The organism is Desulfurispirillum alkaliphilum, assembly GCF_055378285.1.
This window is the reverse complement of record NZ_AP042405.1, coordinates 405,443-428,066: the sequence shown is the minus strand read 5'-3', so window position 1 is coordinate 428,066 and position 22,624 is coordinate 405,443. Positions and strand designations below refer to the sequence as shown.

At 53.5% G+C, this 22,624-nt stretch carries 23 protein-coding genes and 1 pseudogene; 7 read left to right on the top strand and 17 right to left on the bottom strand.

From position 1 onward, the window contains the following. Positions 1–3: 3 nt before the first annotated feature. Genes ACZ46I_RS02060 through ACZ46I_RS02050 form a run of 3 tightly spaced genes read right to left on the bottom strand, consistent with a single transcriptional unit; the run spans position 4 to position 1,237 of the window. Positions 4–807, bottom strand: coding sequence for an RNA methyltransferase (locus ACZ46I_RS02060; RefSeq protein WP_464281271.1), 804 nt, complete (start codon positions 805–807; stop codon positions 4–6). Next, positions 782–982, bottom strand: a complete 201-nt coding sequence (locus ACZ46I_RS02055) for a hypothetical protein (RefSeq protein WP_013505033.1) — start codon at positions 980–982, stop codon at positions 782–784. The genes ACZ46I_RS02060 and ACZ46I_RS02055 overlap by 26 nt, the downstream gene beginning before the upstream one ends. Positions 983–985: 3 nt before the next feature. Then, positions 986–1,237, bottom strand: a complete 252-nt coding sequence (locus tag ACZ46I_RS02050) for a hypothetical protein (protein WP_013505034.1) — start codon at positions 1,235–1,237, stop codon at positions 986–988. A 183-nt stretch (positions 1,238–1,420) separates the two neighbouring features. Here ACZ46I_RS02050 and ACZ46I_RS02045 point away from each other — a divergent pair, with 183 nt between their 5' ends. The 6 genes from ACZ46I_RS02045 to ACZ46I_RS02020 all read left to right on the top strand — a co-directional run bounded on the left by ACZ46I_RS02045 (position 1,421) and on the right by ACZ46I_RS02020 (position 6,519). After that, positions 1,421–2,044 carry a hypothetical protein gene (locus tag ACZ46I_RS02045; RefSeq protein ID WP_464281270.1) on the top strand — a complete coding sequence of 208 codons (624 nt, stop codon included), beginning with the start codon at positions 1,421–1,423 and terminating at the stop codon, positions 2,042–2,044. A gap of 196 nt (positions 2,045–2,240) precedes the next feature. Then, positions 2,241–3,524 carry a 3-isopropylmalate dehydratase large subunit gene (locus tag ACZ46I_RS02040; RefSeq protein ID WP_464281269.1) on the top strand — a complete coding sequence of 428 codons (1,284 nt, stop codon included), beginning with the start codon at positions 2,241–2,243 and terminating at the stop codon, positions 3,522–3,524. 11 nt (positions 3,525–3,535) lie between these two features. Beyond that, positions 3,536–4,066, top strand: coding sequence for a 3-isopropylmalate dehydratase small subunit (locus ACZ46I_RS02035; RefSeq protein ID WP_464281268.1), 531 nt, complete (start codon positions 3,536–3,538; stop codon positions 4,064–4,066). A 470-nt stretch (positions 4,067–4,536) separates the two neighbouring features. After that, positions 4,537–5,079 carry a hypothetical protein gene (locus ACZ46I_RS02030; RefSeq protein WP_464281267.1) on the top strand — a complete coding sequence of 181 codons (543 nt, stop codon included), beginning with the start codon at positions 4,537–4,539 and terminating at the stop codon, positions 5,077–5,079. Between the two features lie 74 nt (positions 5,080–5,153). Continuing rightward, positions 5,154–5,858 (top strand): hypothetical protein, encoded by a 705-nt coding sequence (locus ACZ46I_RS02025; protein WP_464281266.1) that lies wholly within the window; start codon positions 5,154–5,156, stop codon positions 5,856–5,858. Continuing rightward, a complete protein-coding gene (locus ACZ46I_RS02020; protein WP_013505042.1) occupies positions 5,851–6,519 on the top strand; it encodes a hypothetical protein in 669 nt (222 codons plus the stop codon). The genes ACZ46I_RS02025 and ACZ46I_RS02020 overlap by 8 nt, the downstream gene beginning before the upstream one ends. A gap of 39 nt (positions 6,520–6,558) precedes the next feature. On the opposite strand, the gene ACZ46I_RS02015 is transcribed toward ACZ46I_RS02020, so the two are convergent. From ACZ46I_RS02015 to ACZ46I_RS01950, 14 genes and pseudogenes are all read right to left on the bottom strand, one after another. Beyond that, positions 6,559–8,022 carry a DUF2779 domain-containing protein gene (locus tag ACZ46I_RS02015; RefSeq protein WP_464281265.1) on the bottom strand — a complete coding sequence of 488 codons (1,464 nt, stop codon included), beginning with the start codon at positions 8,020–8,022 and terminating at the stop codon, positions 6,559–6,561. 13 nt (positions 8,023–8,035) lie between these two features. Then, positions 8,036–8,188: pseudogene (locus tag ACZ46I_RS02010) on the bottom strand (Fic family protein); the annotation flags it as partial. Positions 8,189–9,484: 1,296 nt separating this feature from the next. Then, positions 9,485–11,584 carry an AAA family ATPase gene (locus tag ACZ46I_RS02005; protein ID WP_464281264.1) on the bottom strand — a complete coding sequence of 700 codons (2,100 nt, stop codon included), beginning with the start codon at positions 11,582–11,584 and terminating at the stop codon, positions 9,485–9,487. Between the two features lie 299 nt (positions 11,585–11,883). Next, positions 11,884–12,738, bottom strand: coding sequence for an HNH endonuclease (locus ACZ46I_RS02000; RefSeq protein WP_464281263.1), 855 nt, complete (start codon positions 12,736–12,738; stop codon positions 11,884–11,886). Further along, complete coding sequence (locus ACZ46I_RS01995; protein WP_464281262.1) at positions 12,735–14,297, bottom strand: AAA family ATPase; 1,563 nt, start codon at positions 14,295–14,297, stop codon at positions 12,735–12,737. The genes ACZ46I_RS02000 and ACZ46I_RS01995 overlap by 4 nt, the downstream gene beginning before the upstream one ends. Before the next feature lie 253 nt (positions 14,298–14,550). Continuing rightward, entirely contained in the window at positions 14,551–15,621 is a 1,071-nt protein-coding gene (locus ACZ46I_RS01990; protein WP_464281862.1) for a Fic family protein, read from the bottom strand. Between the two features lie 131 nt (positions 15,622–15,752). Continuing rightward, complete coding sequence (locus ACZ46I_RS01985) at positions 15,753–16,760, bottom strand: helix-turn-helix transcriptional regulator (RefSeq protein WP_464281261.1); 1,008 nt, start codon at positions 16,758–16,760, stop codon at positions 15,753–15,755. 159 nt (positions 16,761–16,919) lie between these two features. Beyond that, entirely contained in the window at positions 16,920–17,411 is a 492-nt protein-coding gene (hepT, locus tag ACZ46I_RS01980) for a type VII toxin-antitoxin system HepT family RNase toxin (RefSeq protein WP_464281260.1), read from the bottom strand. After that, entirely contained in the window at positions 17,386–19,284 is a 1,899-nt protein-coding gene (locus ACZ46I_RS01975) for an NAD(+) synthase (protein ID WP_013505050.1), read from the bottom strand. The genes hepT and ACZ46I_RS01975 overlap by 26 nt, the downstream gene beginning before the upstream one ends. Then, positions 19,284–19,907, bottom strand: a complete 624-nt coding sequence (locus ACZ46I_RS01970; RefSeq protein ID WP_464281259.1) for a CvpA family protein — start codon at positions 19,905–19,907, stop codon at positions 19,284–19,286. The genes ACZ46I_RS01975 and ACZ46I_RS01970 overlap by 1 nt, the downstream gene beginning before the upstream one ends. Then, the gene (locus ACZ46I_RS01965) at positions 19,904–20,356 is read right to left on the bottom strand and encodes a GatB/YqeY domain-containing protein (protein WP_013505052.1); all 453 of its coding nucleotides are present in this window, start codon (positions 20,354–20,356) and stop codon (positions 19,904–19,906) included. Before ACZ46I_RS01965 ends, ACZ46I_RS01970 begins: the two co-directional genes overlap by 4 nt. Positions 20,357–20,406: 50 nt before the next feature. After that, positions 20,407–20,754 carry a histidine triad nucleotide-binding protein gene (locus tag ACZ46I_RS01960; RefSeq protein ID WP_013505053.1) on the bottom strand — a complete coding sequence of 116 codons (348 nt, stop codon included), beginning with the start codon at positions 20,752–20,754 and terminating at the stop codon, positions 20,407–20,409. Positions 20,755–20,759: 5 nt separating this feature from the next. Next, complete coding sequence (locus ACZ46I_RS01955; RefSeq protein WP_013505054.1) at positions 20,760–20,990, bottom strand: hypothetical protein; 231 nt, start codon at positions 20,988–20,990, stop codon at positions 20,760–20,762. A gap of 3 nt (positions 20,991–20,993) precedes the next feature. Continuing rightward, a complete protein-coding gene (locus tag ACZ46I_RS01950; protein ID WP_013505055.1) occupies positions 20,994–21,866 on the bottom strand; it encodes a DMT family transporter in 873 nt (290 codons plus the stop codon). 194 nt (positions 21,867–22,060) lie between these two features. On the opposite strand from ACZ46I_RS01950, the gene ACZ46I_RS01945 reads away from it, so the two are divergent. Continuing rightward, positions 22,061–22,609 carry an isochorismatase family protein gene (locus tag ACZ46I_RS01945; RefSeq protein ID WP_464281258.1) on the top strand — a complete coding sequence of 183 codons (549 nt, stop codon included), beginning with the start codon at positions 22,061–22,063 and terminating at the stop codon, positions 22,607–22,609. Positions 22,610–22,624 lie beyond the last annotated feature (15 nt).

Here is a 22,624-nt window from a genome sequence, read left to right as displayed (position 1 = left end):
GGCTTATGGAGCAGGGTGGCGCGAATTTTCCGTGGTGGTCTTGTGCCCGGCACTGAGCAGGCGTTTGCGGGAAGTATGGATGAGACCCATCAGGAGCGTCAGCTCCCGCTCGCTCCAGTCGCGCTTACGGATCATGATCGCCAGCTCCTGCCACAGGTGGTCGGGGTTCTGGGGATCGAGGTAGTCGATAAGCTCCAGATACTGGTGCAGCTTCTCCAGGAACTGCTCGCGCATGGAAGCCGGGGCAGCGGCCGGCATGGACGGGTCAATGCCGACGCCAGAAGCGCCGTGGCGGTGCAGCTCCCACAGCACAATCAGCACGGCCTGGGCCAGATTCATGCTGGTGTAGCCGGAGTCGGTGGGCAAGGCCAGACGGTAGCGGCAGTGGCTCAGGGCCGCGTTATCAAGGCCATGGGCTTCATTGCCGAAAAGCAGCCCTACACGTTTGTGGGCAGCAGCGTACTGCCCAACCAGAGCGGGCAGCTGGTCAAGGGTGATGTCGCATCCGTCAGACCAGGGCTGACGGGGACTCATGCCGATAACCACATCCATGGCGCGGCACAGCCCGCCGATATCCTCTACTCTGGTAAAATTCTCCCGCAGGTGTCCCGAGTGAACGGCATAACGCAGTACATCGGGGTCATCGGCACTGACTGGCCCGCAGAAGCGAAGCTGCGCGAAGCCGGTGTTGGCCATGGCGCGGCTGATAAAACCAAGATTGACCGGTCCCTCTATATTGTTGAGGAGCACCCAGACACCATTCTTCCAGCCAGTGGACTCCTCAGCTGCGGGGGCTGGTCCGGACAAAGCTGCCCCCCTCATCCAGGTGGCCAAAGCCCTGGGCGACGGCAAATTCATCCCACCACTTTTCCCCCTGGCAGTAGACAAAACGCGGGTCGCCCGTCACCTCGACGGCCTTTTCCCAGACATCGCGGCCGTAAAACTCAAGGACGGCACAGCGCGGCTTGTTGAAATCTTCCATGTATCAGTACTCCGTACGAATTTTTCTCAGGGTCTCCTCCATGGAGGCTCCATCCTTGAGCATGCCGAAGGCGATGACCAGCTGGCGGTTGGAGTAGTCCCTGATGGCGAGGCCATAATTATGCTCTTTTTCCAGGATGGTTTCCAGGAAGATCCCACCATCATAGCGAGCCAGCATCAGATGGTCGCGATCCTCGTCGGGCAGCTTGCGCAGCTCGTCAAACAATTCTCCCTGTGTGTGAATGCGCTTTTGCATCGGGTGCTCCTTCCGGGGAAAGGTTGGTGCTGTTGTCGGGTATGCCGCTGAAAACTGTGGGCATCTTAATGGGAAATGGCGACGGGGGCAAGGCAGGGTTTTTGACCTGAAAATCCAGCATCCCGGGAAAGTGGCAAGGATCATGCAAGGTATACTGGCAAACACCAACATCAGGAGGTTCCCATGAACATCACCTCGTCCCTGGCATCCATACTCAACAGCAGTCCGCGAGCCCACGATGCTCTTGTGCGTAAGGGTCAGGGCCCCACGAAGAGTAACGAAGTCGACCTCCAGAAGATTGCAGAAAAGACTGCCAAGGCAGCAGAAAATATTTCTGTATCAAGTCTTGCCGATAAACTCCACACACTCACCCACGAAAAAGTCATGGCGCTGCTGGACCCCGATGCCAAGCAGGCCCTGGGCAGCGAGAGCGATGCTTTCACTTCCCTGCTGAACTTTCCTCCGGCCAGCGCCTCTGACAAACTCCTGCAGGCGTGGGGAGCGGCGACGGAAGGCTTTGAGGACAGCATCATCTCGTCCCTGCAGATTGACTTTTCCATTGAGCAGGTTCTGGCCAACGTCAAACGTCAGGTGGGTATGATCATCGGTGAGCATAATCCCGGTGAAAAAGAGTTCCGCGACATCTTCAGCGAAGAGAACTTCTCCTATCAGCAGGTTACAGAGCGAGTGATGATTCGCCTGGAAATTGCCAGTGAGTTCGGCAGCATCCGTATGGAAGAATTCTCCGAGAAAAAGGTCATGATCCAGAACTTTCAGCAGCAGCTTGATTCCATGGGGATTGAATAAGCGGAGTTGACGGAAGTTCTGAAAGCGCAGCGTCCTGTTGGCCTGCGCTTTTTTTCGTGAAAGGAACTCCCCTTGGGTGCCGGGGTGAAGTCACGCAAACCAGGGGTGTTGCAGGAAAACCTGCTGTTCAAGCCCCTTCTTGACTTGGTTCAGGGTGCGCAGTAAGATACGTCAAAATCAGACTCAGGAGACGTACATGGGTAAAACCGTAGCGCAAAAAATCTTTGACGCACATCTGCGCGATGAACCGTTCCCCGGCACCAAGGTGCTCAGCCTTGATATGGTATTCTGCCATGAAATCACTACTCCCATCGCCATAGACGACCTGGTACGCCTTGGCAAGGATCGTGTCTTCGACCCCAACAAGATCAAAGCGGTCATCGATCACGTCACCCCCGCCAAAGACTCCAAAACCGCCCAACAGGGCAAGGTTCTGCGCGACTGGGCCCGCCGCCACAATATCAAGGACTTCTTCGACATCGGGCGCAACGGCGTCTGCCATGCCATCTTCCCCGAGAAGGGCTTTGTGCGCCCCGGCTATACCATCATCATGGGCGACTCCCACACCTGTACCCATGGAGCCTTCGGCGCCTTTGCCGCCGGTGTCGGCACCACCGACCTGGAAGTGGGCATCCTCAAGGGCGTCTGCGCCTTCCGTCAGCCCAAAACCCTGCGCATTAACGTCAACGGTACGCTGCCCAAGGGTGTCTACGCCAAAGACGTGATTCTGCATATCATCGGCACCATCAGCGTTAACGGTGCCACCGACATGGTTATTGAATTCGGTGGCAACGTGGTGGAAAACCTCTCCATGGAATCGCGCATGACCCTGTGCAACATGGCCATCGAAGCCGGTGGCACCAGTGGCATCTGCGCCCCCGACATGACCACCGTGGAATACCTGTGGCCCTTCATCAAGGACGACTACCCCTCCAAAGAAGCGGCCCTGGAAGATTACAAACAGTGGCAGCCCGACGCCGATGCCGAGTATGAGCGGGTACTGGAAATTGACGCCAGCAGCCTGGAACCCATGTGCACCTACGGCTACAAGCCCGACTGCGTCAAGCCCGTCAGCCAGATGACCGACAGTAAAATAGATCAGGTGTACATCGGCTCCTGCACCAACGGACGCATTGAAGACCTGCGCGAAGCCGCAGCCGTCCTCAAGGGCAAAACCATCGCCGACAGCGTGCGCGGCATCCTCTCCCCCGCCACCCCCGACATCTTCAAGCAGGCCAACCAGGAGGGTCTTATCGACATCTTCCTGGAAGCCGGATTCTGCGTCACCAACCCCACCTGCGGCGCCTGCCTGGGTATGAGTAACGGTGTCCTGGCCGAAGGGGAAGCCTGCGCTTCCACCACCAACCGCAACTTCAACGGACGCATGGGCAAAGGCGGCATGGTCCACCTGATGAGCCCCGCAGCCGCTGCCGCTGCCGCCATTACCGGACATATCACCGACCCCCGCAAATACCTGTAAGGAGCGCATACATGAAGACATTCGGCGGCCCCGCCCTCTTCCTCGACCGCAATGACATCAATACCGACGAAATCATTCCCGCCAAATACCTGACCGAACTGACCAAGGAAGCGCTCAAGCCCTACCTGCTGGAAGACCTGAAGCTGGAAGGCTTTGACCCCAAAGGCTCCACCCTGGCCAATGCCCGCGTTGTCGTCAGCCGGGAAAACTTCGGCTGTGGCTCCAGCCGCGAACACGCCCCCTGGGCCTTTGAAGTCAACGACATCACCATGGTCATCGCCCAGAGCTACGCCCGCATCTTCCGCCAGAATATGTTCAACGGCGGCATGATGGCCATTGAACTCTCCGCTGGCGATATGGACACCCTCTTCAAGGAGTTTGCCGGTGCCGGGGACGTGGAAATCACCACCGACCTGGACAAGAAGGAGCTGTACGTCAAAGGCGGCGGCAAGAGCAAGACCTTCAGCTATACCATCAACGAATTTGACGAAGCCCTGGTGCGCGCCGGTGGCTGGGTTGCCTTCGCCGATCAGAAATACTGACAGGCTGCTGAAAAAAACCCATCTGCGGCGTTGCCCGCTGTCGTAAGTCGCTGCAACGTACAGGGAGTACGTTTCACTCCCTGCTTTGCGGGCGCCTTGCACCTGTGGGTTCCTCAATTGCCTGCGTGTTTTTTGGGTACTTCAGCAAACTGCTAACGGTTTTTCGTATTTGCACAAAGCCCCGCTGCCATCATGGCAGCGGGGCTTTTTACGTCTGTTCGCTTTGCTCACTCGGGACGCGGGGAGCGCAGAGAAATACAATGGGAATTGATATGGCAGCCCATCTTCTCCGCGAGAGGAAAGCGTCTTTCTTGTATTCGAAAACCCTGAATGATTCCCACAAATCAACAGCGGCAGGCCGTAACGTCTTGCTGGTAAAGCTTGTTGCCCGCCAAGTGTATGCGACACGCCTTGTCGCCGTGCTCCGGTAAGCTCTCCACATGCCTTGAGAAACATCAAAGGAGAGCAGTATGAGAGGGAAATTTCAAGCAACCATCATTGTCGTATTTGTGGGGATTCTGGCACTCTTGATGAGTGGCTGCGGTCAGGATGACGTGGAAACAACCGTCCGCAAGGGAACCCTGCAGCTTGACCCGTCAGTCACCGTGGAGGATGCCCTGCAGGGCTACCAGTACTTCCGGCGGAGCTCATGGAAAACATTCACCGACCCCCAAGGGCGGCAGATTGTGGAGTTTACTGGCCCAATACACTACGACGCATTCCAGGGGACGCGGTGGATGGGAATGGAAATCACGGCTGAACAGTTGGCGGTGGCCAAAAAGTACTTCCAGGATACCCGCATGGAGTATGTGGCGCAATTCGCCGTATCCAAGGACGTCAAAACCTTCAACCTGCACTTCAGCGGCCTGCAGCTCAGTGGCCCCCATCGTGAAACCGGCCAGCCCATTCAGCAACACCTGCCTGATGACGACTACAGCATGATCAGGAGTGTGTACAGCAACCAGCCCCTGGAAACCGTCTGGGCCTTTCTGTATTCGGCTGCGTCGGAGTGACTTACTGAGTTATGCATGGTACTATGCTACGCATAGACTGTCCGTTGTATGTTTTGCAAGGGAAGGAGATATGAATGCTGCATGCGATTACACAGAAAAAGGGTACTCTCTACAAGCGCTACCTTGGCCATCGTGAAGATGGTCAAGGAAAAGTACACGAGGAAGATGAGTTGACGGCAATTTTACTTGGTCCTTTGGCACTGCTGCCACCAGCAGTTTCCGCTCGGTTCTGGTGCGAATTATTGCGTGCACGCAGCGCACCAGGTTTACCTGAGAGCTATCCCGAAAAAGCAGAAATGGCTTTTTGGCCTTCAAGACGGGGGCGCGATGGTAAAAGAATTGAGCCAGACCTGCATGTCAAGCTGACATGGCCAGGAAACAGACAATACTCATTGCTTGTGGAGCTCAAGTGGAGATCACCACTCAGTGGAGAGTGGCAATTACACGATCAATGGGAGAGGTACCTTTTCGGAAATGAGCGAAATTATGGCTGGCACATGTTTATTGGTATTGAGACAAGTGGGGCTCAGACTGCCCTTGCAAAAAGAGATAACTGGGCGGGGAAATTGCTTCCCATCAGCTGGTATCAGATATTAGGTATTATTGAGCAAATTCAGCGTGATCACAATCTACATGAATTACACCCTTGGGCACTTCAGGTTCAGAGAGCGCTGGACAGACTGAATATTCGCCGATTCCTTGGCTTCAGACACATGAGCTCTATTCATCATACCTTTAGCCAGGGCAATGTATTCTGGAAAGGAGAATCCCATGAGTGAAATAAGTATTGGCACTAGTATCAAAAAGAGCGTAGAGCTGATCGAGAATGTTGGGAGGGAAGTTGAAAGCCTTTTCCAGATGATTCAGCATGAAATCAACAATGCCATTGAAGAACATGCAGTTGTGAAAAGCATCGACGACTGGGAATACGATTGGCGATCAGACGACAATGACTGGGTAGTCAAGGATTACGCATGTTACCTTGGGATAGGGGGGAGAAAGGACAAGACAGTCCCCAAACGATATATTTGCCTGCAGGTGAGTTTAGCTGGCGATGGTATGTCGACAAAAGAAGATAATAACCAGGAGCCACTTTTGCACGTTATGTTCTGGGATGGCTATGTTGTTTTTACTGATGAGTATTACATGGTCCCATCGTGGGATGATGAAGGGCTTAAACTTCAAGACGAAGTACTGTTCAACTGGAATCCTGAGGCTGAGCCTTGGGTCGATCAAGAGTGGGGTTATAGTTTGTTATTGACCTCAATCAACGACCTTGATGATATAAGAAAGAAAATCGTCAACCCGATATTTGCTCTCATCCAAGGTCAAGGGGTAGAAGGTGCTAAACTGGTTGATATTGAGGGTATTGTCCGCTATGAGCCTTCGCAAGATTATGGCTTCCGCGTAAAGATGCGCCAGTGTGAGCCTGAGAGCTGATCCTGGATTCTCCCCACTCTGAAAGCAGAGCGGGGGGGATTAATGCCCTTCAAAATACTCCGCCAACCTCACTAATGCTTCCGTATCCAGTTTGCAGTAGGCCAGCATGGCCTGCTGCAATTCTGTTTTGCGCTCACCAGTTGTCTGGCGATGTATGGCTTCCAGGTAAGCCTGCTGGGCTTCTCCTCCATCCTGCACGCCTTCCAGAGCGCTATAGTCAAGCTCCGGGGCGATGGTGGGCAGTACGGCCTTGATTGACCAGCTGCCATGCATGGCGGGATGGTAGTAGTGCGCCCTGGAAAGAGGCAGCAGGTCAACCATACGCTCCAGAATGGCTTCAATGTCGATGGCATATTTTGGAAAGCGGATGGCAAGTGCTTTCAGCCTATCTCTTTCAAAGTGACTGTACACAAAAATTGGCCCGCGTTTGCCAAGGGAGGGAATTAACGTCTCCAGAAATGGTTTACTGGGGTCTTTGCCGCTGATGTCCAGGAATTCGGTGTGGCTGACGGTGCCGTTCTTGCCTGCTTTGTGGCATGACCACTGGAAGGGTATCTGCTGGTAAGGGCGGGTGCCTTTCCAGGTGGGAACGATAAACTGAATGGTTTCAAAGTCGAGGAAGTAGCGGGGATATGCAAGCGAACGGAGGTGTTCCCCGGCTGCGGGGTCGAGTTCTGCTTTGCCACTGCGGCAGGCACGCCAGATGCGCAGGTGCTTCTTGTTGTTTCCAAGCAAGGCCTTGGGCACTTTGCGCAGATCAGTGTAACCCTGTTCCCGCAGCCTGTTTACTGTGTTTCCCTGATTCCCGAGGTCTTCCGGGGGATACTTTGCGGCTTTGTATTCATGGGCGCAGTGTTTCACGTATGGGCACTTAAAAGGCTCTTTGCAGTGCTCACCGGGCTCGATTATGGGCTCACTCTTTTCGTTCAGGGTGGCAAATGCTGCTTTGGTCCAGTGGGGAACCTGCTTGAGCAGGGCATCTGTGTCTTTGGTTATATCGGCAAAAGCAAAGAGGCCGTCGTATTGTTGTTTGCCGGGGTACACGAAGGTTTTGTTGATATGGGCAAGCTGGGTCCGTTTTATGGGAAGGCCTGCCTGTTGGCATACCCAGGTCTGGATGGCGGCATCTTCCAGATGGTAGCCCTGGATCTCGGTTGACGACTTTACTTCCACAATGTCGTATCCGCCACGAACGGGTTGCAGAATATCTACCCGCACCAGAACTCTGCGGTGGCTGAAGGTGGCTTCGAAAAGTGTTGGTTTCGGCTTTCTGTTCAAAAGGTCTGTGGTGAGGGCAATGGCATCGCTCAGCTTTTCCGCCTCAATCATTCTTCCACCAGGAAACAGGCTGCAGGCAACTTCCCCGGCGTGGGTTCCTGCCTGCATGCGGCTCTGTGCAGATGTGGATGCCTGAGTGTCGAGGTCGGGACGATGCACACGCAGCCAGAGCCGCCTGGCACACTGGCGGTGTTCAATGATACGGGATTTGGAAAGGTGCTGCATTGGCCCTCCTGGGGGTCAGGGTATTTCCCTCAATGGCGTTGCTGTGGTAGGTCCACTGTAACACCATATTTTCATGCAGGTTTTTGACCACGTGCGCATCGAGGGGGCGATATTCGTCGAGCTTGGATTTCAGCGCGTCAAGTCGCTTGAATACTTTTTGCTGCATGTCCGAACTCCTTTCGATGGCAGATCATCGGGAACAGGCTGCTGCCCCCCCCCCCCATCTGCGGTGTTGCTCGCTGTCGCTCGTTGCTGCAACGTACGGAAAGTACGCTTCACGCCTCGCTCTGCGAGCGCCTTGCACCTGTGGGTTTTTCAATTGCCTGTATGGGTTGAGGTATTTTCGCAAGCTGTTTACCGGCAATGTAAGTATGCATGTAATCATACAGGGAGGCGTAGGTAAAAAGACAATCTCCTCTCGCAAAGCCGCTGAGAGCGCGGAGAAGATGGGCAGCCAAATCAGTTAATTCAAGTTTCGCATCTTGTTGTCTTAGGTTAAGGTGTTATTATTCTGACATTTATCGCGCGAAAACTGTATTGATTTTGAATGCTTGACTTATCTGGTATTCCACTTTTTGTTTCCGGATATTGTCCTTTTTGACCGCGCAAAAAGGACTCAAAAACGCGCCCCCCGAACGCCCGTTTTTCCGGCTCGTTGGCTCGCCTGTTCTGGAGATCCGGCAGACACTGCTTCCCTGCAGTGCTGCCGAACCACTCACTTCCTGTGAGTGTCCCGTTCGGGTCTTGCCAGCCAGGCGTCGCACTCACCGGACGGGCTCAGGGGGGAACGGCCTGCTTCTGCATCTCCCCCGTGTGCTGGCCCAGCCAGGCCGCGAAGACTGGAACGCTATGGACCCGCAGGGTTGCCGCCACGAGGGCGGCAACCGTAAACCAAAAGCCACGGAGGGCGGTTGTTTGCGGTCCCCAGTTCCAGGCGAGCGGACGGCTGAAAAGGACAGCACTGGGGGTCGCTTTTGCGCCACTTTTGGCGACCCAAAAGTGGCAAAAGAAACTCACAAACAAGCTGAGGGCAATGTCAAGAAACGCAGTCTGTGCAGAACCATTTTGGGCATCCCAGCATGGCATCCAGGTCGGCGCCGACAACCTGCCGCTTCGGGGGTGCGAAACTTCAGAGTTAACCTTGTATTTTCTCTGCGTCTGCGCAGCTTGAGTGAGCACAGCGAACGGGCGAGGGAGATGGTTTTCTCTCTTAACAGCCTTTCTTGAGGGGCTTTGCGGGCTTTGTGTGAGACCCTCTTTTTTTGTTGCCGTATACCGTGAATAGTTACGTATGCACCAGGTAAAATAAAGAGAAAACCGCTCTTTGTCAGTAAAACAATTGCCCCATGTGTCCTGCATCATGGGAAGGGTACATGGGGCAATGGAGTAACCGCAGCCTCAATCCACTTCAATAACTGCTCGTGGGTGGGAGCCATACTGGCGTAAATACGCCATGAACTCCTCAACCGCAAGTGGAAAGAAATCCAATGCCTTTGGCATTCGCCACTCCCTCTTTGGCCTCCATTTCCTCGCGCAGCATTTTCAGCAGGTACTGCTGGTCGCGCAGCTTGCCAAGGATTTCCGCCTTGCGTTTCACGACGGCAAAGTCTCCCGGTGTCAGGCTCGTAAGTCCGCCCAGCGTTTCCATGGGAACCCGAATGCCCAGGAAGTGCCTGCAGGCCTGGGCAACCTGTGCAGTGCTGAGGTTGGTGAACTGGCACTTGATGGTGAAGCGGCGCAGTGATGCCTGGTCGAGGCGATCCATCAGGTTTGTGGTGCAGGCAAATGGCAGGGGGTGGCACTCCATCCAGGTCAGCATTTCGTTGACCTGGGAGACTTCCCAACTGCGCACAGCGTTCCGGCGATCGGAAAGCAGGGAGTCGGCCTCGTCAAAGACCAGAAAGCTTTCCGTGTTCCGTGCTTCCGTAAAAGCGGCTGCGATATTGCGTTCATTCTGGCCCACATACATATCCAGCAGGTCGGAGGCGCGCTTGACGAGAACGGGCATGTCCAGTTTTTTGGCCAGGTGCCGCACGTAGGCGGTTTTCCCGGTACCCGGCGGGCCACTGAGACACAGGGAGAAGCTTCTGGATGGGCTTTTGATCAGAGCGCTGGTCAGCTCTTCAAGGTCTGCGCTGCAGTTGGTGAGGTTCTCCATATACGGCTGGTTTGCCCCGCCTGATCCCACTTCAGCTTTTTCTTTACCGCCGTTAATGGCCTTGATCAGGCCGAAAGCGGCAAAGCGAAAGTCGTCCAAGGTGTTGTCCATGGCACTGGCGTAAATGGTGGCACTGTTGGCTATGGCCGGGGAGACATCCACCTGGCTGAGCTGCTCGATATCCCTGTTGCCGAGGTTGATGTTCTGGCTGCGTATAATGCGCCGCCAGAGCTTCTTGCGCATATTTGCCGGGGGATTTGGCATTTCGATAGCCAAAGACATGCGCCGCACAATGCTCTCGTCAAGAAGCTGGACGTTGTTGATGATCCAGAAAGTGGGGACCGGGTTCTCTTCAAGCATGCGGTTCATGTAAACCTTTGAAGACGAGCGGCCTTTCGGGGAAATGCCAAAGAGTCCAGCAAACGGAGACATGTCAAACAGGTCGTCAATTTCGTCAAAAAGCAGAAGCTTATCGCCACTGTTGGCAAAGAGCCGCTGGCAGAGATTGTAGGAGCTGATGCGCTCGCGGCGGGTAGGCTCTTCTCCGCCATTATCGCTTTCTGCAACCGCATAGAGCTCCATCTTCAGGCGCTGGGCCAGGGTTTTGCAAAACTCGGTCTTGCCCGTTCCCGGTGGCCCGTAGATGAGAATGTTGACGCCCTTGAGGTGCTTTCCCGCTGCCTGGGTCAGAAACCTCTCCAGCTTCTCGCGCGTGGAAGCCATGTGTTCGTAGTCGCTCCAGCGCAGGTTTGCCTGGAGGGGATTGCCGGTGATGGAGTGGCAGATATCTTCTGCATCGCCCTCAGATGCATAAATGGCATCGGTGAAGGTGCTCCCCACTTCGTATGAATGAACAAAGTGGCGGGACCTCTGATCCAGCTTTTCAACGATGCCAAGGCTCATCAATGGCGCGCCTGCTTTGAGTCTGCTGTTGATCAGGTCGCGTTTGACGCCGAGTAAGACGGCAAGTGTGCTGGAAACACTGTCGAATTTTCGGTAGCAGGAGTTGAGTATTTCTTCAAGTGGCTCATAGCAGTCACAGCGCAACATAATGCCCAGGATTTGCTGGTCAACCTCCTCCAGCCCAAGGGCCTTGCAGAGCTGGCGAATGTTGCGCTCCAGCATGCCCGGAAGGGTTTTTGGCAGCTCTGCTACCGCAGCCTCGAGAAGCTTTACAAGCGCTCCATGGACTTTCTTTCGGCTGCTCCTGTCGGCCTTGGGGCGATCATCATACCCGCTGTTGGCCAATTCGGAGAGGGACGGCGGCAACCGCAGGCCGATATCCTCACTGCGGGCATCAAGAAAATCCACAACCTCTGTGAGCTGGCGCACACTCTGCAAAGCCCTGGCCTGAAGCATATTGAGGATATACTGGCAGATTGTGAGTTGTTCGAACCGATCCATGTCGCCCTCCTGAAGTGTTTATGGGGGCATATTGACATAGGGCGGCGACAGGATGTGTCGCTTAGCAGGCTGCTGAAAAACCCCCATCTGCGGTGTTGCTCGCTGGAAGCTCACGCGAAGCAACGTACAGGGAGTACGCTTCACTCCTTGCTTTGCGGGCGCCTTGCACCTGAAGGTTTTTCAATTGCCTGCCTGGTTTGAGGTATTTCAGTAAGCTGTTAGGAGATGCCGTCCAGTTTGAAAAGTGTTTCAGGGGGCATGTTGAGAGCAAGGTGGCAGTTCTATTGCTTTAACACGCTTTAATTTCTTTTAAATTCATTAAACCCACCATCACAAAACCAATCACTGTTCATCATCGCTTGGTAAGCTGCTGTGTTCCAAGAGTTAACGTGATTGTTTCGCCGTGATTCTTCCTCTTCTTTGAGGTAGGCCTTTACGGCATCTTTTCCACCTTTACTATGAAGTGAATTTAATCGAAAATGGATTTCCGACACGGTCGCGTTTGCATTCGACATATACAAGTTTCCAAGATTCAATTCTTTAAAGTGAAATTTAATTCTTTCGTTTAACACTTCATCATAATTATCAACAGCCAATGTATAAAACCGAATAGATCCGGGGGTTGTTTCTTTTACTTCAGCAAAGAGCCACTGTTCACGAGAAACATCATCATAATAAGGATGCAGAGTTTGTTCGCCTCCGCAGCCAGGAACCTTATCTGATTTTGCTTTATTGCAATCCGAGCATGCTGGTGTCAAATTCAGCGGCACGACGACTAGCAAGGGAAAATTAACTTTTGGTAGAAAATGGTCTAAATCTGTGACTGTTCGCTGACCACATAACGGACAGATACCATTTGGCGCAGCGTTTTTTAGTTGGTCGTATATTGGTCTTCCAGGTGCTTTTTGTCCAACCATTCTTTGCGTGTAAACTTTCTCCATCTCGGCCTTGCTCACCATGCTGTCAACATCATCGCCAATTTCAATCAAGAACCATTTTTTCTCCGCAGACTTCTCTTGGTATTCCCAGTCAGCTGCCTCTATAGAATCTGTGATTTGACGAAAACTCTTCCTGAGTGTCTTATCTCGAACTTTGCTTGTGCAAGTTTCATACACATCTTTTGCGGTCAGTTTTGGTTTAACAACTACTCTCATGCTTCACCTTTTTCCGACTCCTTGTCGAGAAACAGTCCCCGCAATACTCCTCGAGCCTCAGCGCCAAGTTGACCATCAAACCTTCGTAGTGCTTGCTCATAGGTGTCTGCCGATTCAACTTCTTTCTTTAACATCCGATGGAAACCCGAATCTGTTACTTCCAACCCAAATGCCTCGCGTGTTAACACTCCAACATTTTCACCAAAAGTTTCGGTTTCCGGTCTTTCAGCAATAGCGCTCAGACCACTGCGCCTCAACTTCCATACGCAACTTTTTGGTACTTCTTGAAGCACTACTGGGGAATGTGTGGCAATAATCGCTACCGCATTTCGATAAGATAGTAATTCAGATAACGTGCGTACAAACGCCGAAAGTAGCGGCGGGTGCAGGTGTGATTCAGGCTCATCTAATAGAATCAGGGTTTTCTCTTCGGTTTTTTCAACTAGCTTAGCAATGGTAAGTAAAACAATTGCATGCCCAGAACTTAGCTCGGAAAAAACCTTCCCTGTCTTCTCCTCGAAATCTTGGGCCGAAGAAAGTACTATGTCGGCGAGAGCAGTGTCTTTAAAAAGGCTATCAGTTTCTAGATCTCGAATGGACTTAATCAATAGATCTTGGTATCCAAATCGGCGAATATTATTCAAACAAAGGGAAAACTCTCTATCAAGCATTGGTCGGCTCATAGGAATGTGCTCGTCACCTTTGGCTATAGACTTTTGTTTTAAGCCGACATAAGCGTAACTTAACCCTTCAGTTTTATCCTGTCGCTCTGGTATCGGCTCAAAAGGGTCAAATGCACTAAATGCTACAGATACAACGCCAGCAAACATTTCTTGAAGATCTTCTCGTCTTGTTGATTTTCTGCGACCAACTAAAAAAAATCCGTTATTTTCTTGTGTAGTGTTATTATATACAAGAGCCTTAACCATTTTATAAAGAAGATGTGTTTTGCCAACGCCATTTCGGCCAATTAAAACATGAATATTTGATGGCGGGTTAGATTCTGGGTTGACATAAAAATTTATATCTAATCCAGCGGTATTTTTTCCTTGCGGTAGCGAATAAGAGAAATCGAACTCTGAACGCAGTTTCCCTCCCTCAAGTATTCGCCTAAATTGACCTTTTATTGAAGCAATACTCACATCGCGGAGCAAAGATTCTTTCATTACCTTTTCATTGATAGCGAGTTCATAAACAGTATGATTATACACTACGTCATTTAAATGTATTAAAATGTATATCCTTAGCTCTTCATCCAAAGCATACAGGTTTTGATAATATTCATCGCTTTGACCAAGCGCAAAGAAAGCTTCATCTAATGCTGAAAAGTCACTAGGGAGTTTCTCTTGAGTCCATCCACTCATCTGACCGACATAGCCAATTTTCACTACCCCGATGTCATGTGCCTTTCCGTTTGCATCATAAACGATAAGATGAAATGTCGACTTAAAACCAAAATCATCCCAGTTACTAGCCATTAAATAGGCAACGCTTACCGTTTCCTTTAGATTAGGGTAGTAGCGCGAATAAGGAGGAACGTTGAATATTAATTTCACCATATCACCTATCCTTTAAATCATTAGTGGGTTGCAGAGAAACCCTCATTTGCGATCCGCGAGCGCCTTGCACCTGAGCATTTTCATTTCCTGCATATATCGAGGGATTTCAGTATGTCGCTAATTGAAAGCCAATTTTCTGAAAACTGTCTTTCCGGAAAAGACAATTCTTGAAGCAAATCTCATCCTTTCTGTCTATACGCTCTGCCATTTTCGCCGCCTTTTCCGCAAACTCCTGCCGCAGTGCCGTAGGCGATTAATCCATATCTGCCAGTATGCGGTAGAGTTGTGAATTGACGTAGTAACTGGAACGGCCGGCCTTGTGTTTTTGCAATATTCCATCATTGGCCAGGGTGTCCAGGTATTTTGTGGCTGTCAGGCGGGATACATTCAGTTCCTGTTCGATAAACTGGATTTTGGTGTAGGGATGGGTGAAAAGGTTGTTCAGAAGATCCTGGCTGTAAAAGCGATATGTGCTGCGCAGGTGGCGCTTCATGTCTGTAAAGAGGTTCTGAATTGCCCTGATCGTGGCGATGGTTTCCCGTGAGGTGTGTTCGACTGACTGCAGCATATACAGCACCCACTCTTCCCAGTACCCATTTTCATGGACTGCTTGCAACAAGCGGTAGTAGTCGAGCTTGTGGCGGGAGATATAGCGACTGAGGTACAGCACTGGAATGTCAAGTAGGCCTTCCTTGACCAGGTAGAGTACATTGATGAGTCGTCCGGTGCGGCCGTTGCCGTCATAAAAGGGATGGATGCTTTCAAATTGATGGTGTATGAGCGCCATTTTTATGAGTGGGTCTACATCGAAGCGTTCCGGCTCATTGATAAATGCTTCCAGGTCGCGCATCAGTTTGATCACTTCCTGAGCGTTCTGGGGTGGAGAGTAGACTACCTGGCCGGAGCTGTTTTTCAAAACGGTACCTGGCAGTTTGCGAAACCCCGCTGCATTGAGCTCCAGTTCAGACTGCATTGCCAGTATATGCTGGTTAAGGAGCAATCCGGTCTGTTGCACGGATTTAAAGCCTATCCAGAGAGCCTGGCGATAACGCATGACTTCTTTGGCTGCGGCATTTCCTGCGTTCGTCAAAGCAATGTCATCTTTGTACAGCTCATCGTGGGTGGTAATGATGTTTTCAATTTCTGAGCTGTCTTTTGCTTCTTGAATGCCAAGAGTGTTGATAAGTATCTCTTGATGGGGGATAGACGCAGCCACACCCTTCAACTCCGCCAGCTGCCGAGTGGACGCGGCCAGTTGCCTCAAGATTGACCGACTGAAAAACCGGTTAGGGTCAAGCTCGGTAAGTGATGGTAAAGATGTCATTTGAGAGCTCCGCTGGCTTGTTTTGTATAGTTTTGGCAGATTATTTATACATAGTAACACGATATGTATAGGAAAGTAGTATCTTCTATGCATATCAAGTTACCCTGATACCGATTACCCCCAATTCATCTTTACCCGTACCGCTGCGCCATCCTCGCTGACTTTTCTGCAAACTCCTGCCGCAGCGACTTGGGTGCGAGCACTTCTACTTGATCACCAAAACCCAGCAACCACCAGCGCAGTTGCCGTGTGTCCAGCACGCGTGCTTTGAGCAGGAATTGGTCATCGGCATCGGCCTGGCCTGACAGGGTCTGATTTGTGCTGAGGGGGCATTCCTGCAGGTGTTCCGCCAGCTCTCTGGATATGCGCAGTTGCAGAGAAATGGTTTTTGATGGGGTGTTGGCGAAGCCCAGGGCACCGCTGGCCAGGTATTCGTCAAGGTCAAATCCTGCTGGCTTGCGGGAGGGCGTGTCAACCATCTGGGCGCTTTCAAAGCGGTGAAGGGCCAGCAGCACCACATGGTCGTATTCGCGCAGGGTGCACACCAGGTAGAATATCTGATCGTTTACCACCAGCCCCAGGGGGTTCACCATGTACTCAGTGGTCTGCTCTTCGCCACGTCTGCGGTACTGTGCTTCGCAGCGCCGACCGGCAAGCAGGGCGTCGTAGAGTGTTTCCAGAACTTCCGGTTCAACCTGTGGCGCAATCAGGGGCATGGAGCGGGGAATGACACGGATTTTCTCTGGCCAGTGGCCAAGGGTGTTGCTGGCTTGCTCACTCAGAATGGCTTTGGCGCGTGCCATGTGGGGGGAGAGGGAGGCCATGCAGGATTTTGGCAGCAGCTTGCCCAGGTATTCATCCACCATGCGCAGGGTCAGGGCCGTGGTGGTATCCATACCGGGAATGCTAAATGATTCACCATCCTTTGCCCACTTCCAGCCAATGGGTTTTTTCTCATCACAGGCAATGGGGAAGACGGCGGAGAGCTTCTGCAGGTCGCGCTGGATGGTGCGGAGGGTTACCTCGAAGCCATCATCGCGAAGCTTCTGCTGAATTTCACGAGTGCTGAGAACGGGTCTTCGCCGCAGCATCTGCAGCATTTTCCACTGACGCAGGAGGGTGTCGAATTTCTTGTCCATGGCTGCTCCTCCACAAAAGACTTCATCACTGTACCCTACCTGATAGCAGAGTGAAGCGACAAACTGTGACGCATTGGCCGTCGGCTGAAAAGGCAAGGGTCGCTGAACCGCGAATGAACGCCAATAGACGCAAATGGCAGCAAGGGTGATGATGGTTGTTCAGGTGCCCAGCTCATTTTGTGTGTGTATCACGTGTTGGGTAAAGTCAATCAGATCATCAAGGCGGTTTTCAATCACGTCAATAACGAGCGCGAGATTCACCTGCTGGTATTCGTGCACCAACACATTGCGGAACCCCACCATTTTCACCAGTTTATCGGCCAGTTCGGCAGGAATGATACCTCCGCTGGCCAGTAGCCGAAACGCATCACGGCTTTCCTTAGGTATGCCCAGTTTTCTGCGCCTGACCACGTGGTTGGCCAGGTCAATACACTGCTCGGCAGCTCGCACCAGGTTGAACGCGATGGCATCCTGCTTCAGGTGGTCTGCCTCAAAGTGAAGCCCGGTTTCCCGCGAAGAGTATTCTTCGACTTTTCGAATGCAGCGTTCAATGCTCTCTGCTTTATTCAGGACAATGTCATTGACTATAGATTCTGGTCTGCTCCTGCTGGATGTCGCCCAATACCTACAGCCATCCGCCAAAGCTGGCATCGCTTGGCATGCGCCAGTCGCCACGGGGCGACAGGGCGATGGTGCCCACTTTGGGGCCATCGGGGATGCAGCTGCGTTTGAACTGCTGGGTGAAGAAGCGTTTGACGAAGATTTCATGCCACCTGGCGATGCTGGCTTCGTCGTATTTTCCGGCAAAGGCGAGGGCGGCCAGATGGCGTACTTTGGGGGTGCTGGCTCCGTACTTGACGGTGTGGTAGAGGAAGAAGTCGTGCAGCTCGTAGGGGCCGATGATGTCTTCGGTCTTCTGGGTGCACTCCTTTTGCTCGTCGCGGGGCAGCAGTTCGGGGGTGATGGGGGTGTTCACTATATCCATGAGGAGTTCTTCCATGGCGTCTTCACTGCGACTGGCTACCCACTCCACCAGGTAGCGGATCAGGGTTTTGGGGACGCCGCAGTTGACGGAGTACATGGACATGTGGTCGCCGTTGTAGGTGGACCAGCCCAGGGCGATTTCCGAGAGGTCACCGGTGCCGATGACGATGCCGCCGTGTTTGTTGGCGATGTTCATGAGAATTTCGGTGCGCTCCCGGGCCTGGACGTTCTCGTAGGTGACGTCATGGATGGCGGGGTCGTGGCCGATGAGCTTGAAGTGTTCCAATGAAGCCTGGCTGATGGCGATTTCGCGGAAGTCGGTCTCCAGGGCTTTGCACAGGGTGACGGCGTTTTCATAGGTGCGGTTGGTGGTGCCGAAACCGGGCATGGTGATGGCGATGATATCGCTGGGGTTCCGTTCCAGCAGCGCAAAGGTGCGGTGGGTTACCAGCAGGGCCAGGGTGGAGTCCAGTCCGCCGGAAATGCCGATGATGGCTTTGGGTGAGCCTATGTGCTTCAGGCGTTTGGCAAGGGCTGCGGTCTGGATGCTGAAGATCTCTTCACAGCGTTCGTCGCGGCGCTGGGGGTCGCCGGGAACAAAGGGGTGGGGTGGTATATAGCGCTGCAGTTCACCGATGGGAAGGACGGGGTGCAGGGGTATGGTGCGGTATCCAGTGGGGATGGGGTTGTCGGCAAAGCTGGTTTCGCTCATGCGCAGCTGGCTGAGTTTCTGGCAGTCGACATCGGCGCTGAAAAGGTGGTTGCCCCGCTCAAAGCGCGGACTTTCCTCCAGCACCAGGCCGTTTTCACAGAGAAGGTGGTGTCCGCCGAAGAGCAGGTCGGTGGAGGATTCGCCGATACCGCTGCCGGCGTAGGCGTACGCCGCCAGGCAGCGAGCGCTCTGGTTCTGTACCAGTTCGCGGCGGTAGTCGGCCTTGGCTACCAGTTCGTTGCTGGCGGAGGGGTTGAGGATAACGGTGGCTCCGGCCAGGGCGTGGCTGGAGCTGGGGGGGATGACACTCCACAGGTCTTCACAGAGTTCAATGGCGAAGGCATAGTGCTGGTCGCAGCGGAAGATGAGTCTGCTGCCAAAGGGAACGCTGTCGTCGCCGATGGTGATGGTGCTGTTTTCCGGCAGCGCGCTGGCAGGGGTAAACCAGCGTCGCTCATAGAACTCACGCTTGTTGGGCAGGTGAGTTTTAGGGACAGCGCCCAGGATATGGCCGCGCTGTATGACCAGGGCGCAATTGTACAGGCGTCCCTGCTGGGGCAGTGGAGCGCCAACCACCAGGGCGGTATCCAGTTCGCGGCTGAACCGGCACAGGCTCTCCAGCGCTTTGCGGACAGCCTGCAGCAGGCTCTCCTGGTGAAACAGGTCGGCACAGGTGTAGCCGGTCAGGCTGAGTTCCGGAAAGACGACCACGGCGCACTGCTGCTGGTGAGCTCTGATCGCCAGCTCTTCAATTTGCGCGCGGTTCCAGGCCACATCGGCCACACGCAATCCGGGGAGGGCTGTGGCAATGCGGTAAAATCCCAGCATCAGCGGTTCCTCATGAAGTCCTGGTTGCTGTTGCCGATTTTGCGGGCTTCCTGCTTAAGGCGCTCCATATCCGGGACCAGCTCTCCCAGCTGAGTCAGGCCACTGAAGGGCGAGGGTCCCTCGCGATCAGGCAGAATGCTGGTGAAGCCCTGGAAGATAATGGGGGCCATTTTCGCCAGCGGACTGCCAATGGTGCTCTGTTCCACTTTCTGGCGTAATTCCATGGGGTTGTGGGGAATGTACTGGAAACCGGCCAGGACAAAAGAGAGTATGACGAGCACTTTGCCGGCGGAGATAACGGCTCCCAGGGCGCGCCCGACGGGGGATGCTTCCTTGAACTTCATGAAGCGCTGGGCGATCATGGTGACGATGTTGAGGGTGGCCCATACCATGAGAAATGCCACGACAAAGGCGACGGTGGCGACGACGCCGGCCGGGATCTCTTCGGGCAGGTTGCTCAGCAGCGAGCCGTGGACGGTTTCATAGCCGAAATAGGCGACCACCAGGGAGGCCAGGATCACCAGCAGGCCGAACACTTCGCGCATAAATCCGGAGAGGGCACCCTTGATTCCTGCCAGGAGCAGGGCGACGACAATGATGATGTCGATGACGGTAAAGCTCATCCCAGGGCCTCTTTCACCAGTCGGTTCACCAGGGCGCCATCGGCCTTGCCCTTGACTTTGGGCATAATGACCTTCATGACTTTCCCCATATCCTGGGGGCCACTGGCACCAGCCTCGGCAACGGATTCCTTGATGATGGCGCGCAGGGCATCCTCACCAAGCTGTTCGGGAAGGTAACGCATGATAGCTTCCAGTCCGGCTTTTTCCTTTTCGGCCAGCTCGGCGCGCCCGCCATTTTCAAACTGCTCGATGGATTCGCGGCGCTTTTTGATGGAAGACTGGATGATCTGCACGGCTTCTTCGTCACTCAGGCCGGCTTCGCGTTTCTGATTGTTGACTTCAAAGTCCTTGAAAGCGGCCATCAGGAAGCGCAGGGCCTCCAGGGTCATTTTGTCCTTGGCGCGCATGGCCTGTTTTATATCTTCGTTCAACTGCTCTTTGATGGTCATTGTGGTGCTCCTTGGAATATATGAGAAAATTCTGATTCACAAAGATGAGGCTAGCCCGCTGGCCAGCTGAACTTACGTCCGCCCAGCAGGTGCAGGTGGACGTGGTAGACTTCCTGCCCGCCATCGCCATTGGTGTTGAACACCAGGCGGTAGCCACTCTGATCGATGCCCAGTTCGCGGGCAATGCGGGCGGCGGCGGTGATAAGTTTGCCCGCCAGGGCGTCGTCGGCTCCGGCTTCGAAGTCCAGGGTGGTCGGGATATGGCGTTTCGGGATGATAAGAACATGCACGGGGGCCGTGGGGTTGATATCGTGGAAGGCCAGTATGTCGTCATCCTCAAGGACTTTGCGGCAGGGAATGGTGCCTGCCGCGATTTTGCAGAAGATGCAGTCTTCCATGCGCTTTATTCCTCGCTTACGTGGGTTTGCATGATTTTTTCAGCGGTCTCCAGCTCACCCTTGCGCACATAGACATTGAAACGGCTCATGGCGGCGAAGTTCACCGGCTCTGCGGAAAATTTGGCCTTTTCCAGCTTGCAGTCGATATCGGCGCTGCGCAGCAGGGACATGGTGAGATTGGCGGTGTTTTCGTCATGGTATTCTTGAAACAGTTCATAGCCTTCAAAGGACAGCATGGCTCACCCCATTCGGATCAGGATTACTCCCGCCACAATGATAACCGTAGCGATAATGCGCGTTATACCAAAAGTTTCGCGAAAGATAAAGAAACCGATGCCGATGCTGAAAAGGCTGCTGACCTGACGCAGGGCAGTGGCGTAGCTGGCGGGGATATCCTGCAGGCCTATGCGGAAGGTGACAAAGGAAATTGCCATGGCAACGCCTCCCAGGAGAAGGATGCCGGGCTGCTGACGCATTTCCTGGAGCAGGTGGGCGCCATGGCGGGTGTAGACCATCCAGAGCAGGTGGAACAGGAGCATGACGACGCACACGTTAAAGGTGTAGGCGTAGACAGTGCCGACGGTGACGCCGATCTTGTCGGTGATGGCCCCAAAAGAGTAGAAGAAGGCGGCCAGCAGGGCAAAGTGGGCGCCCGTTTCGCGGAAGTTGCCGCGCACCAGCTTCTTTGATCCCGGTAGAAACTGATTAGCCTGGATGGAGACGGCGCCGTAGAGGATGAGCAGGATGCCGGCAAAGCCGATGAGGCTGATGCGTTCATCCAGGAAGAGGTAGCCCCAGATGGGGATATAGATTGGTCCTGTGACGGTCAGAGGATAGACGGCGCTCAGGTCGCCGCGCATATAGGAGCGGGCCACAAAAAACTGGTAGAGGAAGAAAAAAAAGCCGGAGCCTGCAGCGGCCAGAATGACCGGTGGCTGCAGGGTATTGCGGAGCTCTCCGCTGACGATCACAAAACCTCCCATAATCAGAACGGTGACGATCATCATGATGGCAATGGCGCTGACTTTATCCTTGGAAACTTTCAGGAAGGCGTTCCAGAGTACATGGGAAAATGCACTGACAATGATGAAAAGGAAACCGGTTGTGCCCATGGAGGTGAAATCCTCTTTGTGTTTTTCTCGAAATGGTATAAGGTTAGCGGGAAAGCGCAGCAGTATAATGCGATTTTATTTTGAGCCAGCAGGCTGTTCTCAGCTGTGGCTGTCTTCTTTTGTGAGTTGTGCGTGGGGAAGGTTTACTCACTTTCCTTTCAGCACCGAGAATCCCCGTTAGAAGGAGAGGGCGCGTGTACCATCCACTTGATCCCGCTACGACGCTTTTCATGGTTATTGATATACAGGGGAAACTGGCGCAGATTATGCCGCGCCGCGAAAGTATCCTCAAGAACACCTCCATCATGATTCAGAGCTGCCACATGCTCGGCGTGCCGCTGTGTGTCACGGAGCAGTATCCCGCTGGACTGGGGCACACGGATCCTGCTTTGCTGGAGCTGCTGCGCGAGGAAGACCCTGTCCTGGAAAAAATCACTTTTTCCGCCTTCACCGACGAAGTACAACAGATGCTGGAGCAGAAGCGCATTGCCAACGTGGTGATTGCCGGAATCGAAACCCATATCTGCGTGTTCCAGACCATCCGCAGTCTCACGGGAGCGGGTTTTGGCGTATATCTCCTGCAGGACGCTGCCGGCAGCCGCTCCGAGGAAAATTACCTGAGCGGCCTTGATCTGGCAAGGCAAATGGGCGCTGTGGTGACAAATACCGAAAGCGTTCTGTTTGACCTGCTGGGCAAAGCGGGCACAGGCGAGTTCAAAGCCATATCCAAATTGGTAAAATAGCGAAAGCAGGTAACA